The following is a 16,410-nucleotide window of genomic DNA, read 5'->3' on the forward strand; positions in this document are numbered from 1 at the left end:
TCATAGTCTTCTGTTGGAGCTGAATTTTCAAAATTTTCCCCAAAAATTAAACGACCGCCTCCTGCCGGAAACGCGGTCCCATTAAGAAAAAACAGACAAATTCAATCCCGTACTGACAGACCGAAGCGTCGAGCAGCCTCAGGATAGCCGGAAGCTTTAGTCATGGAGGGCGTTCCGCAGCCGGCGCCCAGGATCATGCCTTCGTCCCTGAAGTTCAGATAGCGCACCAACGTTAGATAGTGCGCTTTAAGCGCATCAAAGGTCCAATCAGCGCTATTCCATTCTGCTGCAATCAGTGCCGAGCGCATATGCTTGGCGTGCAACGAGGAATTAAACGCACAAAAGCGGTCAATTACGATTTTGAGTTGTGAAGAGAAGCCGTAGTAATAAAGTGGAGTGACAAAAACCAGCATATCCGACTTCAAAATGTCTGCTTTGAGTTTTTTCATGCCGTCTTTTTGTGCACAAGGTCCTTTGTATCCGCAACGAATGCAACCGAGACACGGATGAATATTGGCATGGGTCACGTCAACAAGACGCACGTCGTGTCCGGCTTCGCTCGCTCCGTCCGCAAAAGATTCGGCGAGTATCGCAGACGAGCCGTGGATATTCGGACTGCCTTTTAACATCAAGATTCTCATCGTCGCACCTCAAGCGAATTAAATATCGAGCGACCGGACCCACTGCGCCGCCGCACGACTTGAAGTTAAAAGCTTGACGCTTTCAACATGGAGTTGGGGGTAGCGGGACTTAAGGTCTTTAAATGCCTCCGAAGAATCGCTGCCACCGGAAGTACAGAAAGCTATGACACGTTTTCCGTCCGTTTGAATACTGTCAAGGAATGTATCCACCGGACGGGGCGCCACGCCCCACCAAATCGGAAAACCGACGATCAACACGTCATAGTCGGTCAGGTCAGCCGTCTTAAAGGCCAGAGCCGGGCGACAGTCAGGATCCTTCATCTCTAAAGAGCTTCTGCTTTGAGGATTGGTCCAATTTAAATCAGCCGAGCTATAAGCTTGAGCAGGTTTGATTTCAAACAGATCCGCCCGACAAGCGTCCGCCACCGCACGAGCGGCTTTAGCCGTCGTGCCGGTCGCGGAAAAATAAGCAACCAAAATCTTGCTCATCAGAGGCTTTCCTTTAAAACCTTAACGATTTCGCCATGATCGAGCACCTTGTAGCCGCCTTTGAGAATCAATGTAGCGCCCGCAATGCCTTCAATCATGTCTTCAGTTGCACCCAATTCCGAGATGCTCATCGCCAGACCCAATTCACGCATCCAGCTTTCCATAGCTTTCAAACCTTCTTCGGCCACTGCCTCATCGGTCTTACCGTCAGCGCTGACACCCCAGACGTTGATGGCAAAGCGCTTGAATTTAGCCAAACCGTAAGGCAGGATGTGACGATAGTAAGGCAGTGACACGGCAGCAAGCGTCATGCCGTGCGTAGCATTAGTATGGGCACCAACGGCCTGACCCAACATGTGAACCATCCAGTCCGTGCTCTTACCCTTGGCAATCAAAGTATTCAATGCCCACGTGGCCGTCCACATAATGTTGCTGCGGGCTTCATAGTTTTGGGAATCCTTATTGGCAATACGGCTTGAATGCACAACAGACTTCATTAAAGCTTCGGCAATGTAGTCGCTTGTATTGTCATCGGTGCCCGAAAAATATTGCTCACAGATGTGGTTGAAAATATCGTAGATACCGGCCACCATCTGGTAGTGGGGCAGGGTGAGCGTGTAGCGGGGATTGAGGATAGAGAAGCGAGGCATGATTTTTTCATCAGAAAAAACATGACCGACTTTCATCTTCTTTTCGGTATTGGTAATCACCGAGCCCGCATTCATTTCTGAGCCCGTGCCTACCATCGTCAATACGCAACCCACTGGAATCGTTTCACAATCAGGCTCTTCAAAACGAACGAAATATTTTTCCCAAGGATCGTCAGAGCAATTGACAGAAACCGAGACGGCCTTCGCGTAGTCGCAAACAGAACCTCCGCCCACGGCGAGCAGTAAATCAGCCTTATGAGCACGGGCAATTTCAATGCCTTCATAAAGTTTAGCCAACGTCGGATTGGGCATTACGCCTGCAATTTCTGCAACATTTTTACCCTTAGCCTTCAGGATTTCGATCACTTCATCGTAAATGCCGTTTTTCTTAATCGAGCCGCCGCCGTAAACCAAAACCACATTCTGACCATACTTTGGCAATTCAGTATTCAGATATTGAAGAGATTGATCACCGAAATAAAGCTTGGTGGGATTGCAGTAAGAAAAGTTTCCTAACATTGATTCTCTCCTAAAAAAACAAACTCAATGACACTAAGAGACGCTGATTACTATAGTGCAAACTGCCAAATCAACTGTGACTGTTTCTCTAAATTGTTTGCACAAAAAAGGCATTTTTCCGGGAATAATTTTTAAGTTATAGATGCTCAAAGAGAGAATTCATCAATAATTCGGTGCACTTATGGAAGAATGATTTCAGCTCTTAGGAGAAAATAAACTTGAAAACGATCTCAATAGGAGAATTCTGATGTTCAAACACATTCTCCCTATCGCTTTAGCAATGTCTTTAGCAGGAGAAACCATGGCTGCAACAATTGAAATGGTTGTAGACGATAAAGTCTATAACGTTGAATTAGCCGATCACGCTGCGGCTCAAGATTTAATGAGCCGGCTGCCGATGACGCTCACCTTTGAAAACTTCGGACAAACCGAACGTATTGCTTATTTAGAAAATGCACTCAAGCTCGGCAATGCGCCGACTTCAACGACACCCGTCGTCGGTGATTTTGCCTACTACATTCCCTGGGGCAACGTTTGCGTATTCATTAAAGACTTCCGTCATTCTTCTGATTTAGTGCCGATGGGGAAGATGTCCGAAGAGGCCACCGAAGCCGTTCGTAAAAGCGAGGATCGGCCGGTGACTTTCAGAGCGATCCAAAAGTAACTCTATAAATATAGAGGTCAAGAGCTATGAAAAGAAGAACTTTCATTAAACAAACGGCCGGATTGGTTGCGGCAGCAGGACTGCCGGGACTGTCGTTAGCCCAGACGAAATTCACTGTTGATCCTATCGGTCTTACCCATAGGGTAACGGACGCCAAAGCGCCTGTCGTATTTTTTATTCCGGAAGTTTCTCAGTCAGCCATCGTTAAGGTCTACGATGCACTCAAACAATCCCTAAAGGGTAAAGTTGGTCTGAAAATGACCTTTGAAACACCGGGTGGACCGCATTTGGATCCTCAGCTTGTCAAAGCTTTAGCTCAACATACCCAGGCAACACTTATTGACAACAATTGCTTCTCGCCCAGAGACACAACGGAAAAACACCTGGCGGTTGCTAAAGAAAACGGCTTTGACGCATCCATCGCTCCGATTGACATTTTGGACGCTGACGGCCATATGGATCTACCGGTCTCCAAGGGCTACCACCTGAAGTTTTTGCGTACAGGCAGCCACTTTGCCAATTACGACACATTAATTTCAGTGGTTCGTTTCAAGGCTCATTTCCTCGATTTCTACGGCGGCACACTCAAAAATCTCTCGATTTGTATGGGAACCGGGGTTGAAGGAAAGTGTCACATACATAGTGCCGGCGAAGTGATGGATCATTTTTCTTCCCGTGACGATCAAACAGCCTGTGAATCCATGTCTGATGCGGTGAAAGCCTCGATGGAAGCTAAGCCCGGTCGCTGGGTCTTCATTAATGTCATTGATGCCTTTGAACCGCAGGACGGTTGCCAAAGTGCACAAAATTTAGGCAATGTGGGTATTCTCGGAAGCTATGATCCCGTAGCTGTCGATCAGGCCGCCATTGACATTACGTTCGGCGCTGCACCCAATGCGGAAGTCAGAGCTCAGTGGGAAGAACATCATTCAACGATGCTCACAGCGATTGCTGAGCGTAACGGTATAGGAAAAACTCATTATCGACTGAGTGTTATTCAATAGGAGATAGGAGGTCGCGGATTTCCGGAATCTGCGACCTCTCTGCCTAACAAATTAAATTTCATCGCGTTGCGGTTCAGGCAAAAAGAACGCACCGATTGTGCAAAGAGCCGCAATCACTACCAACAACCACATCACGAGCGTAATACCGTAGGCGTCAGCCACCATACCAAGCAGGGGAGTGAAGATTCCGCCTAAACTGCTCGATAGTCCCAGCGTCACTCCGGAAGCAAGGCCGACATTTTTAGCCAAATAGGATTGTCCCAACACTACAAAAGCGGCATAGGTACCGTTCAGCGTAAAGGCGATCACCACAATGATCGGATACACCCACCAGACAGACGGTGCAAATAAGAGCATGGCAAAAGCCGGAGCCATCAGAATGTAACCGAATTTGCAGGCTCGAACCAAACCGATACGGTCAGTGATCCATCCGCCCAACACCGTCATGAAAATGCCGACAATGGAAAGAAACGACAAAAGGGTGCCGGCCATGCCTTCAGAGATTCCGAAGCGGTAAATACAAAAGAGGGGAAGGAAGGCCAAAATACTGGTGCTTGCCACACTTCTGAAAAGAATGGTGATTGCTAAACGGGAAAAACCATGCCAATCGTTTTTTGCACCTTCTCTGGCTTTTTGGATGGATGATCTTGTTTGAGTTTCAGCAGTCTGAACAAAACCGAGCATCTTGGGTACCGCCCAAAGCATCACCGCTGCCATCACAATACCAAATACGGCAAAAATCACTGTAGCCGGAGTTCCCCAGGCGGTTAAGGCCGCCGCAGCAATCAAGGGACCTACACCGAAACCGGCATTTCCGCCCACCGAGAATATTCCCATACCGGTCGCGCGGCGAGCACCGGAGGTGCGATTGACAATGCGGGCCGCCTCAGGATGAAAGATTGAACTGCCGACTCCCATGAACGTAATAGCCAGAAAAAGGAACCAATAGTTGGTCACTAAACCCGAAATACCTAATCCGATACCGCTCATGGCGATACCCAAAGCCATAAACCAGTGTTTGGAACTTTTATCGGCCCAATAACCAAAAGCCGGCTGAACAATTGAGGAGAGAAACGAGGAAGCAAACATGAGGCCTGCGACTTCTGTGTAAGTCAGGCCGTTGTGCAAAACGAAAAAGGGGAGGATTGCAGGCAGCGCTCCCGGAGCCAGATCAACGCATAAGTGTCCTAAAGACACCAAATAAACAAAAAACTTTTGCACAGGTAAGCCCCTGATATAAATGACTCAATATTGCTAGCTTAGCAAAAATCACAAAAGAGAATGCATGTTTTTAAATAATTTCATCACATTCTAATAGAATGCTTAAATTTTATTTGACTTTTAAGATCGTCATATGATACACTTCTATCAAAAGAAACAGGAAAAGAATAGTTTGAATCGGATGGATATGAAGAACAAATAATTTTCAGTCCGCTATGCGTACAATTGAACGGTATCTTGAACTGAATCTGCCTGACTGCCATTTTGTATGTCTAATATTAATAAGAGCCTTTTAACTGAAAGTTTTCGAAACCTGTCAGTTTGCCTTTGTTTGTTGCCGTTAAGCGTCGGACTATCGTTTGCGCAGACTTCAGAACCTCAAGCGGAGCCGTCAGAGGATGTCATTGAAGTCACGGTTCAGAATGCACCATCAACGGTTTTCAATTTAATTAATACCAAAACGTACAAAAACTCTGAAGTTCGAGAACTTCTGGATTTGATTCTGACATTTCCAAGACCCGAAGTCGGAGAAATCCAAATGGCCGAACAATTAAATAGCTACGGAACAAAGGCTTTCAGTGAAAAGAATTATTCATTAGCCGCAAAACTTTTCACCCGTGCAGTAAAAGCCAATCCTTCGAGTACGGCCTTTTGGTGCAACCTGGCAACAGCCTCTATAAAGGCCGGAGATTTTCAGACAGCACAGTCTGCAGCTTTGCAAGCTCTGGTTTTACATCCGTACCATCGAGACACTTGGGACTTGATGAGACAGGCTTGCGAGGGTACAGGCAATGAAACTTGTCGGAAAAATGCAGAGCTGATATTTCAAGCGATGCAACCGGTAAGTTAATACTTGATTATTGACATAGGAAAAAGTTTCCTACATACAATTAAAATATCTCCTAATTCAACGCAACATAATAATAGTTATGTTGAATTAATGATTGGATTAGTCCAACTCTCTGACGGTTTTTGAAATGACTAACGTGCTGCGAGTATTTTTTTCAAAGCTTTGCTTTGGGCTTCTAATTGTTTCGGGGCCACACCCTGAAGTTGTTTAATTGTGTGCTCGTATTCTGTCAAAAAAAGCTCTTTGTACTGTTTAAAGTCGCCGGTTTCATAATAGTTCAGCAACGAGATTAAGTAGCCCTGCACAGCCCCTTCTCTTAAAAAAATGGGAGTAACTTTATGTGCAGCCATGATTGCTGTTTGAACCAATCTCGCTGTACGCTTGTTGCAGTCTTTAAAATACTGCAGATAAGCTAAATTGCAGTGAGCAAACACTGCCTGTTCAAACGGATCATTAATCGTTAAAGCCACATCCAGCAAACGTTGCAACTGTTCTTCCAATAAGTAGGGATTATCCAACGGCACATAGTCGGATCCGGATATTGTCACGTAATTTCGGCGAACTTGTCCCCTATCATGAGACTGCAAAAGCTTGTCAGATACTTTTGAATGTATTGTACAAACGTAGTGTTTAGTTAAAACGGATTCAATTTTTTCGTCGGACGACAATGTAACGTCAACAAAAGCATCCCTCAAATTGATCAGCATCATTGCGTCTTGCATCGTTTTACCGTTCTCGGTAAACCCGTATTTCAACAGTAACGTAGCACCTTTTTTCGAATACTGATTACCTTCAATCTTGCTGGAGACAAAAGCATAATAGATAGAACGTTCTTCAAACGTTTGATGATCTGAAACAAACTGTTCAAGTGAATACTGTTTTGACAATGCCCGCAAATATTGTTTCTCTTCAGAAGAGAAAATCGGACGATAGTCAAAATACTCGGGAGAAAATTCCATCATTCTTTCCTTAAAACGCTCCGCACACTATCGTAACTTGTTTGAATGTACTTTGTCTTGAGGTCTATTTCATTTTAATTTGAAATCAATTTTGCAGACTTCACTACAATAATGGGACATATCAAGATTGCTACTTTTGCGAGCGAAAATAACTCTGATAGGAACTTTTTGGGAAGGTTATGAAATGAGAATCCTGATCACCGGTTTTGATCCGTTTGGCGGAGAGAAGATTAATCCCGCCTGGGAAGCTGTCAATGCTCTACCCGAAAAAATTGACGACGTTGAGATCATCAAAGTTCAGTTGCCTACAGTTTTTAAAACCTCTACGTTAAAGCTTTTTGAGTCAATTAATCAGCTCAAACCTGACGCTGTCATTTGTGTCGGTCAGGCCGGCGGTCGCTACAACTTTAATGTTGAACGTGTTGCAATCAATATTGATGATGGCCGAATTCCCGATAACGAAGGCTATCAACCGATTGATGAAACTATCTTTGCAGACGGAGAAAATGCCTATTTTTCCAACCTTCCGATCAAGGCGATGGTTGAAGAAGTTAAAAAAGCCGGCATCCCCGCCTCCGTTTCCAATACAGCCGGGACCTACGTCTGCAATCACATTATGTATTCTCTTTTGTACTATATCCAGAAAAATCAATTACCTGTACGAGGAGGGTTTATCCATGTCCCCTATATTGCTCAACAGGTCATTGGCAAAAAGAACGTACCTTTCATGGAATTGACGACCATTACAAAAGGCCTTGAAGCAGCCATCCGTGCTATTAAAAATTACGAAGTTGATCTTAAAGTCTCCGGTGGCAAGGAGTGCTAAAGAGCAAAGACATTAAATCAACGGCCTTCAAACTTCGGAGGGTCGTTGAAAGGCGGATAGAGATTTTTCTAATTCAAAAGTGGGAAAAGACTGTTTTGAAAACTATCTAACCACGTTTTTCGGTTCTCTTATTTGCTCAGGCGAAAATGTCTTGTCTGAAAACATCTGCCCCTCCCCCTTGCTGAGATTAGCACTGCACACACAGTCTACCGAGGTTAGTATACCAAGATTGCGTTTTTCTCAAAGTGTGCGCCAAGCTTTAAATCGCCGTTCTTCTTCAGAAAAGACCAACGCTACTTGAATGAGTTTCTTACCATTAACATTTTCTCCATAGTGCCTTGATTTGATTTGATCAACTGCAATGGCAAGTAATCGGTCTACTTCAGAAGATTTCTGAGCATACTTAAACTCAAAGACCCAATGTCGGCTACCCACTTCGACTTCCATATCGCTACGTCCTAAAGCGTTGTGCACTTCCACTCTGGGTATCATCGCTGCACCAATCAAAAGTACTTGAAGGTAGGCTTTACAACTAGCCTCATCGGTGATTGGATAACGTTGATAATCAATGGCGTTGACCGCGTTATTAAATTGCTCGACAACTTCGTCAGTCGTTCCTTGAGCCATCACAGTTGAAAGAGGAGAAGTGCCTGGAATACGAAGACGTTTGCCGTTGAGCAATTCATCGGCATAGAGTTGAGCCATAGAGACTGCGACCTCTTCATTCGGATAACCTAAAACGGCATATTGATCCTCAGTAACTTCCTTAATCGTGTAGTAACCTGCTTGAGTTAACAGAACATCTAAACCAATTTCTTCGTACTGTCGTGCAGAACCTAACTCAGAAAGTCTCAACTCTTTATGTTCGCCGTAAGAAATGGGTCTGGCCAAAGCATGATTGACAAGATACTTCATGAGTACAGCAGGTTGACCACCACTCGAGTACCAGTAATTCTGAAAACCACGATCCGGGCGATTAAAGAAATTCAAAACCGACCAAGGACAATAGACGCGATGTTGTGCTTTTTCATCAAAACAAAACCCATTGTAATTTTGTTTGAGTTTGTTTAAAACGTCCTCTACTGATGTCTGCAAAGTTGACGATGCATTTAAGAGATAGTCGTGAAAATTCGTTTTAATTTCTTCTTCGGTGTACCCGAGCAATGAGCCATAGAGAGGATCTAAAGAAATATCTTGAAGATTGTTAAAAGCCGAAAAGATACTGGTATTGCTGAACTTAGTGATCCCCGTCATGAAGAAAAAACGTTGGCAACCTTCGTTAGATTTCAAAGTCAGAAAAAATTGACTCATAAGCGAACGCACGCCTGCAAATAATTCCGGTTGATCCAGGCACGCCGTAAGAGGCGCATCATATTCATCAACGAGAATCACCAATGAGCTTGGTTTAAGACCGGAGAGCCAGTTGGAAAGCTTAAGGATTAAGAAAGGTTCATTTTTCTCACACAGAAAACCTGCAGCAGAGAATTTCAAACGAAGCATTTCAGTAAAGTTCGTTGAAAATTGGGCCACACTGTTAAATTCTTTAAGTTCCGAAAAATCTAACCGGACTACTGGATAGGTTTTATCGTTCCAAAGCTTTTCAATAGCTAAGCTCTGGAAGTCTTTGAGACCACTTTTAAACAAGGACTCAAAGGTAGAGACTAATAACGACTTACCAAATCGTCTTGGTCGAGCTAAAAAAATCTTCCCTCTGGTTTGAGCTAAACGGTAGACCAAGCTGGTTTTGTCTACATAAATCTCGTTGTTTTCTCTCAGGGTGCTAAAACTTGATGTTCCAAGAGGAAGGGCTCTCATGACTAATCTCAACAAACAAAAGTTATCATCGCCTCAATTGTATCGTAGCTGATTTGAATTATGAACTAGCTTGATTATGAGGATTGAGATAACCTGACATCGAAATCCAATTTCGACTAAAGACAAAAATAACTAATGTTTAATGCCAACCAATTCAACGCAATGCAAATGTTTAATTTTTTTTTGACATTTGATATTTCTAGCAAATCTCAAAAATTAATTTTTCCACAATTTTGCCTTAATACAAGCATTTTTTACGAAAGAATTCTCATTTTTTTGAATTTTTTCAATACGTTGGGCCCGTTCACATTCCCAAGCGTCTACCGGATACATTTTGTCCCATGCCGTCATAAGTTTTCTTTGTTGATCACTTAACCGGAATCTCGGATAAGCTGCCGCCATATAAAGATGTGTTCTGGCAATCTGTCCTCGAGCTCTTTCGGGCGGCTCGGCACGTCTTCCTTCGATTTTCATTTCACACGTACCGAAACTACTCTTGGCGTGAGGCAGCATTTGGAAATTGTAATTTTGACGGGCTGCATTCACCGCCCCGATGGCCGGATAGAGGTTATACATATCCGCCTGCATAAAACGATAGTCAAGATTGGCTCGTTCTGCGCATCGCCGACCCTTATAAGCCTTCCCCTTATTGTTGATGCAAACCGGATCACCCTCTCGCCACTCTTTAAAGAAACGCCCGAAGTTTTCCGCTGCAACAACGTGTTCCCATTCGACTCTTGTTGCCCGCTTCTGATGCTTTTGTGCAATAAAGCCGGCAGGCAACGTTATATTTTTCTTTTCGTCAAATTCCGCTCCGCAATAAAGTGTGACACGATGATCGTAATAAACCTGACGCTCAAGCAACTGCTTGGCTTTGTTAAAGGAATCATTAACTGTATTGCCTTGGGAAAAACTTAGTGTCGGAATAAGCGCAAAGACAAATGCGGCTAGTTTTAAAGATGATTTCATTTCAAATATTTTAAACTTTTCAAATGGTTATACAATTCAACCCAAAGCAAAGAATCGTTGAGCGATCCGTGTTTATTACGATCGATCGGCCGTCCGAAGACGGCTGAGATTTTAGTCGTCATAGGTGGAAATAGCCGTAAACAGTACTTCCGTTCCTAACATGAAATCATCCAACTTCATCTTCTCCTTCCAATTGTGCGAACCGTCCTGATTGGCCACAAAAATCATCGTGATGGGAACACCCATATCGGCCATAACTGCAGAATCGTGTCCGGCGCCGCTCGGAATATCCATGACTTCAATGTCGGCTTTTTTGGCGGCAGCCTTTAAGTGTTCAAACAGTTCCGGATCCACATCGGCCGCTTTGCAAACAAGCGTACGGTCAAATTCAAATGTGACGCCCCTGTCAGCCCCCGTTGCATTAGCTTCAGCAACCAAAAGCTTATGGAAGCGATCAAGCGTATCCATGGATAGACTTCTCATGTCCACACTGAAGCTCACCTCTCCGGGGATAATTGCAATGGCTGCCGAAGGTGCAGTATTAAAGACGCCGACCGTGAATACCAGATCCTCACCTCTGACCAACCACTCCGCCCAGTGACGCTCCATCTTCATTAAGAGATCACTCATGGCCAACACCGCATCATGTCGATATTGTTTGTCCACCGCACCGGAGTGCGCCGTCACACCGATACAACGACACGTTTTGTGCCGCAGGTTACCGCGAATACCCGTCACGATACCGACGCGGGCTTTCTTTTGAGAGTCCAGGGTCGGTCCCTGCTCGATATGAAGTTCAGTGAAAGCTGCGATCTTAGAAAAATCGATAGCCGGATCCGTGCGGACCATATCCTCCGGATTAAAGCCTGCTTCACGCACGGCCTCAGCCAAGGTCTGATCTTTTGAACGATGTTTCAGAGCCAAGTCTTCTGCAGTCAATTGACCGGCCATAGCTAATGAGCCGACATAGGCTTTGCCGAACCAGGAACTTTCTTCCATACGGAAGACAACCATTGTCACGTCGCGTTGAGGCTCAAAACCGATCTTTCTCATCCACCACAGAGTGGTTATTGCGGCCACAACTCCTGCCAGACCGTCATAATGTCCGCCTTGCGGCACACTGTCGGCGTGCGATCCGGTCATATAGCAAGGAAGCGATCGATCTTTACCCGGCAGAGTTAAGAATAAATTGCCGCAACGATCAACCTTAATTTCCAGGTTGAGCTCTCGGGCTATATTTTTCAGGTATTCATGAGCCTGATTTTCAAGAGGCCCATAACCTTGGCGGGAAATGCCTCTGACGGGATCCTTGGAAAATTCACGGATATCGTTAAATACCTTCTCAGCAAAAGCGCGTGCACCTTCGCGCAAACGTTGTTCAGACATAGCGGCTCTCCGCAGAAAGAAAAAACACCTTCTATTGTCCACGCAAAAAAGATCAAATACAAGTACTCGACTGCGTTGACTTCTCTAGGTTCTTATTTCTTAGGAAAGACATCCTCTAATCTCAAAACAATATTAATTAAATATCAAATAACTGTTTAATTAATAGTTAATTAATATCTAGAATCTTTTTAATTTCTGAGAGATGCTCAATTTCAAAATCAGGTTTGATATCCGTCGTGTTTGGTTTGTGACTTGGGTTATACCAACAGGATTGAATCCCGGCGTTTTTAGCGCCCAATATGTCACTTGTGAGTGAATCGCCGACAATCAGAATACGTTCACGATCGACGGTCGGGATCGTCTCAAACACCTTGTCAAAAAACAAAACAGAAGGCTTTTCTGCGCCCAGTTTCTCTGAAAGGAAAACACCGTCAAGAAGATGAATCAAACCGGAACGCGTGAGTTTCCCGGTTTGAGCAACAATGGTGCCGTTAGACGCTGCGTATTGAGGAATAACCCCCTTGAGGGACTTCACCAATTCGTAACTGTTGTCACGGAAAACGACAGTCTCCCCCAGCCGCTTTTGATAAGCTTTGTCAAATGCGTCGCAATCAACCGAACGAATACCCACCTGACTGAAAAAAGTTTCAAAGCGCTTGACGAGTATCTCCTTTTTGCTCATCTCGCCTCTTTCCAAACGTTTCCAATAGTCTGCATTAATGGCGCTGTAGAGACAAAGCATCTCATCGGTGCACACACCTAAATCAAAGTCTTTAAATAATGAGCGGATGGAAATGTCCTCGGCTGCTAGAAAATCGAGCAACGTTCCGTCAACGTCCCAAAGCAGGATATCAAAGGGTTTGGTCATCGGTGGGAATCCTTTCCTGAAAGATACCGACTATTGTACTGAGCGTTGAGAAGATTTTGTCTCGGGAGGCTCACCAGGCTGCCTCCCGAAAATTTCAATGCCAAACGCGTTTTAAGAAATCCGCTAATAGGCGATAATGTTGAGCGGTTTCCGGTGCTTTCGGATTCAGATAATACTGAACGTGAGATTGAGCCTCGTAAACGATGAGTTCACTGGGCACATGATTGAGCAACAGGCGTGTATGCATTCTTACCGTGTTACTTAAGAAAAGATCACGCGTACCGGACAAAAGAAGCGTCGGAGGAAATGATTTCAGAGCAGAATCAGCAGCATAGACCGGAGAAATCAAGGGATCTTTCAAATTGTGTCCGTTGGCGTAAAGTCGAGCGGCCGTTTTAATCAGACGGTCATAACTTCCGAGGACATTATCCACGCCATCGTTGACCCAATAGCTGTCACCGATCTTATCCATATCCGCCCAGGGGCTGCCCGCAATCAGCGCAGCGGGCATCTGAACGCCTGCGGCATGTGCTTGAAGCGCCAAAACCAGCGTCATGGCGCCGCCCGTGGAGCTGCCGAACACAGCAATATTGTCCGCACCGTAAAGTTTGACCGCTTCCCGATAGGCCGCAAAAGCATCATCGATAGCGGCCGGGAACGGAAATTCAGGCGCCATACGGTAGTCAACGCAGATCACCTTATAACCGTTTTGTGCTGCCATCGGAATGGCTTCGCCGATACAGGACACGCCGTGCCCTAATATATATCCGCCACCGTGAATATAGAAAATGACTTTGTTTTGAGCTTCCTTGGCAATTGTTTTAGGTGTGAGGACGAATACCGGAATACCAGCTAGTTTGCTTTCCTCGACCTTTACCCCTAACGCTCGGGCCGATGCCAAATAAGCCTGCCCGGCACTCTGGGCATAATTTTTAGCTATCTGATGAACCTCTTCGGCAGTCTGGACTTTTGACTGCCACAAATCGGGAGCCGGAGCATTGACCGAGGCGGCCATTTCCTCACTTAGGGTTGGAGGAGCCGGAAAGTGACGGTTCTGAGGAAGAGCGACAGCTACCGCTGTCAACGATAAGCAACTGACGGCTACTAAAATTTGATTGATACGCATATCGACCTCCTGATATCAGGAAACAATGTAGCAGATGTTTGCTTTTGTATTGAGTCAGCAAGTGCTTGTTTTTTGCCTATTTCAGGAAACTGATGTTACAGACAAGACAAAGGCCTGAGTCTGACTCAGGCCTCGGGAAACACTTTAGCGGGTTAAACCGTTTTTGAGCGCCGTCGATACGGCTGCATTGATATAGGCTGCGCGAGACAGTCCCAGTTCGTGAGCAGCTTCATCAACCGAATGCAAGAGCGACTCTGAAATGGTGAGCGTGATTTGCTTTTTCTTTTTAGAGACAGCTTCCTTTTTGACGCCGGAGGCGGAATCTAAAAATTGATCAACCGCTTTCTCGTCGAGCTCTTTTCTGTCACCCTGCGGCTTTTTACGCAACATAGTAATGGCCATATCAAACCTCTAAGTAACCATTAATTCAGAATGGTTTTAATATTAAATTAATCACATTTAAATATCAATTAGAGATTGTATATTGCCTCAGCCAGCGCCTTTAATTCAGAGCAGGCTTTCGGATCTTTCGGGCGCATTTCAAAAACGCTCAACCCGGCTCCGCCCGCAGTCGCAAAGGCTTTTCGTCTGCCGATTGCGCGATCCAGGAACTTCATCTCCTCGCATTGCTTCATCACCTCGGCGGCTTCCTGGTTATCGGCCCCCTGACTGTCAGCACACGAGAGGAAACAATAGGCATCAAAATCCGCGCCGATATCCCTTGCATCACGGATGATATCTTCAAGCTTTGACAGGGCCCAGACGTCATAACTTCTAGGTTGCACCGGTACCAACAAAATATCGCAGACCAAAAGTGCCGCACGAAGAGCTCCAGTGTCACGACCGCCCACATCAATAATGATGTCTTCCCATTTATTGATCTGGGTCTCAATCTGGGATTTGAGCGTTCTCGCGTCCGAATACGCCGAACAGGCCAAGGCGGGTTTCACTCCGTTTTCAGAGCGGATGCTCACGGCCGTCAGAGCCGACTGCTGCTCGTCCCCGTCCACAAGCCAGACCTCATGTCCGAGACTTTGGCGGTAAAGAGCAAGCTGAACAGCGGTTGTGGTTTTACCCGTTCCGCCTTTGGTATTCGCAACTGCAATAATCATAATTGTCTTCCACTATTTATTTAATTGTGAATTAATATTAAATTAATCTTGTTTTAATTTTTTTATTGCCCATTGGCGAGCGATGGAAAAAAGAATGTCGGAAGCCTTATCCATGCTCTCGGAGCGACTCGTCGCAAAAGATGTGAGCGCAAAAGCTTCGGAAAATCCCAACTTTTTGACCTCACGAGAAGGAGTCAGTATTTGCCCGGCAACCAAAATGACATCTTTGCCCAGTAAGCGCGACCGCTTTAACACCCCGAGTGGCGCTTTCCCGCCCAACGATTGAGCATCAAAAGAGCCCTCGCCCGTAATAACATAATCCGCATCAGCGGCATACCGATCAAAAGAAAGCGTATCCAAAACCGCCTCAATACCCGACCGGGTCCGGGCGTTAAAAAACCACATTAAGGCTGCGCCCATGCCGCCCGCAGCACCGGCTCCGCGTTGATCGGCCACGCTGTGCCCAAAATGAGAAGTCAAAACTTCCGCCACATGGCTCATGGAGGATTCCAGTTGATCGAGTTCGTCTTCACGGGCACCTTTTTGAGCCCCGAACACACGTGTTGCTCCCCGCATACCCAAAAGCGGGTTATCAACGTCACACACGGCGGTGACATTAATGTTGGGATAGCGGCGATTGAAAAGATCGGTTGAAAGGGATCGGATTTTAGAAAGATCTCGCGCTTTAATGGGAGAGAGAAGTTCTTTTCCTTCAGAATCGAAAAACCGGACACCCAACGCCTGCATGCACCCCAAACCCAAGTCATTCGTGGCACTGCCTCCCAGACCGATGCGAAGCTCGGTTGCCCCCGCATCAATGGCAGCGGCTATGGTCTCTCCCAGACCGAAAGAGGTTGCCTCCAAAACGTGTCTTCGCTGATTGTCAACCAACATCAGGCCGCTAGAGCGTGCCATTTCAAGAACTGCTTCGTTGCCCTTTATCAAAAAAGAGGCCGTCACCTCTTTTGCATCCGGGCCGGTTACTTTTACCTTGTGCTCTGACCAACCTTGAGGCAAAAGAGAGTCTTTGAGACAGTCAATCAATCCCTCACCGCCATCGGCAATCGGCATTTCAATGACGTCAACGGAACTTACCGAGCGTACCCCCTCGGCAAACGCATGACAGGCATTGCGGGCAGAAAGGCTGCCTTTAAAAGAATCCAGGACAATCAAAACCGACATAAATAACTCCTTTCGGAATCGTACCAATGCGAAAGCGAGAGCACAAGAAATTAATATTATGTCAATATTGTTTTAATAGATATTATCGATTGAAATAGTTAAAAGTTAATATTAAAAAGGCAATTGTCT

17 protein-coding genes are annotated in these 16,410 nt (G+C 45.5%); 4 read left to right on the top strand and 13 right to left on the bottom strand.

Going from position 1 to position 16,410, the window contains the following annotated elements; all coding sequences use genetic code 11:
* Positions 1 to 101: 101 nt before the first annotated feature.
* From H5985_RS05845 to H5985_RS05855, 3 genes are read right to left on the bottom strand one after another with little or no spacing between them, the layout of a single operon-like run.
* Positions 102 to 641 carry a flavodoxin family protein gene (locus tag H5985_RS05845; RefSeq protein ID WP_205050377.1) on the bottom strand — a complete coding sequence of 180 codons (540 nt, stop codon included), beginning with the start codon at positions 639 to 641 and terminating at the stop codon, positions 102 to 104.
* Positions 642 to 659: 18 nt separating this feature from the next.
* Positions 660 to 1,130, bottom strand: coding sequence for a flavodoxin (locus H5985_RS05850; RefSeq protein WP_205050378.1), 471 nt, complete (start codon positions 1,128 to 1,130; stop codon positions 660 to 662).
* Positions 1,130 to 2,299 (bottom strand): iron-containing alcohol dehydrogenase, encoded by a 1,170-nt coding sequence (locus H5985_RS05855; RefSeq protein ID WP_205050379.1) that lies wholly within the window; start codon positions 2,297 to 2,299, stop codon positions 1,130 to 1,132. Before H5985_RS05855 ends, H5985_RS05850 begins: the two co-directional genes overlap by 1 nt.
* 247 nt (positions 2,300 to 2,546) lie before the next feature.
* Between H5985_RS05855 and H5985_RS05860 the strand changes: the two genes are divergently transcribed.
* Together H5985_RS05860 and H5985_RS05865 are read left to right on the top strand one after the other, a co-directional pair.
* The gene (locus tag H5985_RS05860) at positions 2,547 to 2,963 is read left to right on the top strand and encodes a cyclophilin-like fold protein (RefSeq protein WP_205050380.1); all 417 of its coding nucleotides are present in this window, start codon (positions 2,547 to 2,549) and stop codon (positions 2,961 to 2,963) included.
* Between the two features lie 26 nt (positions 2,964 to 2,989).
* Complete coding sequence (locus tag H5985_RS05865; protein ID WP_205050381.1) at positions 2,990 to 3,967, top strand: DUF362 domain-containing protein; 978 nt, start codon at positions 2,990 to 2,992, stop codon at positions 3,965 to 3,967.
* A gap of 51 nt (positions 3,968 to 4,018) precedes the next feature.
* Here the strand turns inward: H5985_RS05865 and H5985_RS05870 are convergent, their stop codons facing one another.
* The gene (locus H5985_RS05870) at positions 4,019 to 5,188 is read right to left on the bottom strand and encodes an MFS transporter (protein WP_205050382.1); all 1,170 of its coding nucleotides are present in this window, start codon (positions 5,186 to 5,188) and stop codon (positions 4,019 to 4,021) included.
* 268 nt (positions 5,189 to 5,456) lie between these two features.
* Between H5985_RS05870 and H5985_RS05875 the strand changes: the two genes are divergently transcribed.
* Positions 5,457 to 6,038, top strand: coding sequence for a tetratricopeptide repeat protein (locus tag H5985_RS05875; RefSeq protein ID WP_205050383.1), 582 nt, complete (start codon positions 5,457 to 5,459; stop codon positions 6,036 to 6,038).
* Between the two features lie 131 nt (positions 6,039 to 6,169).
* Here H5985_RS05875 and H5985_RS05880 read toward each other — a convergent pair whose 3' ends face one another.
* Positions 6,170 to 7,000: a Fic family protein gene (locus tag H5985_RS05880; protein ID WP_205050384.1), complete on the bottom strand. Its 831-nt coding sequence runs from the start codon at positions 6,998 to 7,000 to the stop codon at positions 6,170 to 6,172.
* A 181-nt stretch (positions 7,001 to 7,181) separates the two neighbouring features.
* Between H5985_RS05880 and pcp the strand changes: the two genes are divergently transcribed.
* Positions 7,182 to 7,823, top strand: coding sequence for a pyroglutamyl-peptidase I (gene pcp / locus H5985_RS05885; RefSeq protein WP_205050385.1), 642 nt, complete (start codon positions 7,182 to 7,184; stop codon positions 7,821 to 7,823).
* 240 nt (positions 7,824 to 8,063) lie between these two features.
* Here pcp and H5985_RS05890 read toward each other — a convergent pair whose 3' ends face one another.
* The 8 genes from H5985_RS05890 to H5985_RS05925 form a co-directional block, all read right to left on the bottom strand.
* Positions 8,064 to 9,638 carry an AAA family ATPase gene (locus H5985_RS05890; protein ID WP_205050386.1) on the bottom strand — a complete coding sequence of 525 codons (1,575 nt, stop codon included), beginning with the start codon at positions 9,636 to 9,638 and terminating at the stop codon, positions 8,064 to 8,066.
* A gap of 216 nt (positions 9,639 to 9,854) precedes the next feature.
* Entirely contained in the window at positions 9,855 to 10,607 is a 753-nt protein-coding gene (locus H5985_RS05895) for an endonuclease (protein WP_205050387.1), read from the bottom strand.
* Between the two features lie 111 nt (positions 10,608 to 10,718).
* Positions 10,719 to 11,993, bottom strand: coding sequence for a Zn-dependent hydrolase (locus H5985_RS05900; protein ID WP_205050388.1), 1,275 nt, complete (start codon positions 11,991 to 11,993; stop codon positions 10,719 to 10,721).
* Positions 11,994 to 12,159: 166 nt separating this feature from the next.
* Positions 12,160 to 12,861, bottom strand: a complete 702-nt coding sequence (locus H5985_RS05905) for a YjjG family noncanonical pyrimidine nucleotidase (protein ID WP_205050389.1) — start codon at positions 12,859 to 12,861, stop codon at positions 12,160 to 12,162.
* A 94-nt stretch (positions 12,862 to 12,955) separates the two neighbouring features.
* A complete protein-coding gene (locus H5985_RS05910) occupies positions 12,956 to 13,987 on the bottom strand; it encodes an alpha/beta hydrolase (protein ID WP_205050390.1) in 1,032 nt (343 codons plus the stop codon).
* Positions 13,988 to 14,131: 144 nt separating this feature from the next.
* On the bottom strand, positions 14,132 to 14,389 hold the full coding sequence (locus H5985_RS05915; protein ID WP_205050391.1) for a CopG family transcriptional regulator: 258 nt from the start codon (positions 14,387 to 14,389) through the stop codon (positions 14,132 to 14,134).
* A 68-nt stretch (positions 14,390 to 14,457) separates the two neighbouring features.
* Entirely contained in the window at positions 14,458 to 15,099 is a 642-nt protein-coding gene (locus tag H5985_RS05920; protein ID WP_205050392.1) for an AAA family ATPase, read from the bottom strand.
* 42 nt (positions 15,100 to 15,141) lie between these two features.
* Complete coding sequence (locus H5985_RS05925; RefSeq protein ID WP_205050393.1) at positions 15,142 to 16,281, bottom strand: glycerate kinase; 1,140 nt, start codon at positions 16,279 to 16,281, stop codon at positions 15,142 to 15,144.
* Between the last annotated feature and the right edge of the window lie 129 nt (positions 16,282 to 16,410).

Origin of the sequence: Parasutterella secunda, from assembly GCF_016901835.1 — a bacterium.
In the GTDB taxonomy this organism is placed as follows: domain Bacteria; phylum Pseudomonadota; class Gammaproteobacteria; order Burkholderiales; family Burkholderiaceae_F; genus Aphodousia; species Aphodousia faecavium.